The sequence below is a fragment of the Facilibium subflavum genome (genome assembly GCF_003574485.1).
GTDB classification, from domain to species: domain Bacteria; phylum Pseudomonadota; class Gammaproteobacteria; order Francisellales; family Francisellaceae; genus Facilibium; species Facilibium subflavum.
In genome coordinates this window covers 1-803 of sequence record NZ_QLIT01000312.1, presented here as the reverse complement: position 1 = coordinate 803, position 803 = coordinate 1, and the positions used below count along the sequence as shown (strand labels likewise).

Here is an 803-nt window from a genome sequence, read left to right as displayed (position 1 = left end):
AAATGCGAATCAAGGTTTAAATTATACGCAGTATTTTTGCACCAACAATTCAAATGCTGCACACAACCTTCCAAACACATGAACCAACAATCCTTTTGTAGATCTGACTTTGCTTGCTATTTCTATGCCTGTTTTTTCCTGAATCCAATTGTTCATTGATTCCACTGGTTGTCTAATCTTAGATACCGCCATTGAGTACAGCTGATCCGCTGCATCTAAGTATTCTTGCCCTTTTCCTTTTTTAACGGGAGTATATGTGTTGGTTTCCTGATTTGCTGGATAGGCCTTGTCACCAAATTTTGTGTATTGTTTAACCTTTGGATCATTGCAAAGCAACTCATATGCCTTGCCATCATTCATTCCTGCATGAGTTAATCCAATACTCTCGGGAATAGGCATACAGCCAACTTGGTAACTTGCTAAAATATGAAGCTTAACGCCATAATAATAAAGGTTTTTAGCAGCGCAATATCCAGATTTATCTGCTAGTTCTGAGGCAATACAAGCTTTAAATCGACGATTGTTTTGTGCCATCACAATTGGCATTGAATCAACAAGTCTATGGTTTATCTGGTCATAAACAGCATGAGTTAGATGCACAAGTAAAGCGCCATCGACCGGTGAATGGGCAGCTGAATTTAAAGAGAACCGCTGAACGTGTTGGGCAATATCTACACGAAATACATCAAGATGAGGCGTGCCTTAAGGGTTTTAAAATCAAACCTGCAGAAGAATTAATTGTTCAAACAGATGGTGGTTACATTAAAGATAAGCACCCAACTCGAGGTAACTTTGAAGCTCTG

The 803-nt window shown here is 39.0% G+C and carries 2 protein-coding genes; one reads left to right on the top strand and one right to left on the bottom strand.

The window, feature by feature from the left end:
* Positions 1-21 precede the first annotated feature (21 nt).
* Positions 22-534, bottom strand: a complete 513-nt coding sequence (locus DNK84_RS13645) for a transposase (protein ID WP_119345009.1) — start codon at positions 532-534, stop codon at positions 22-24.
* Between DNK84_RS13645 and DNK84_RS13640 the strand changes: the two genes are divergently transcribed.
* A partial coding sequence (locus DNK84_RS13640) for a hypothetical protein (protein ID WP_162902507.1) occupies positions 528-803 on the top strand: 276 nt, incomplete at its 3' end. The genes DNK84_RS13645 and DNK84_RS13640 overlap by 7 nt on opposite strands.

What these genes read in the sequence shown, in the direction of transcription:
- DNK84_RS13645 (WP_119345009.1), bottom strand. Translation starts at nt 534, where the DNA reads ATGGCACAAAACAATCGTCGATTTAAAGCTTGTATTGCCTCAGAACTA.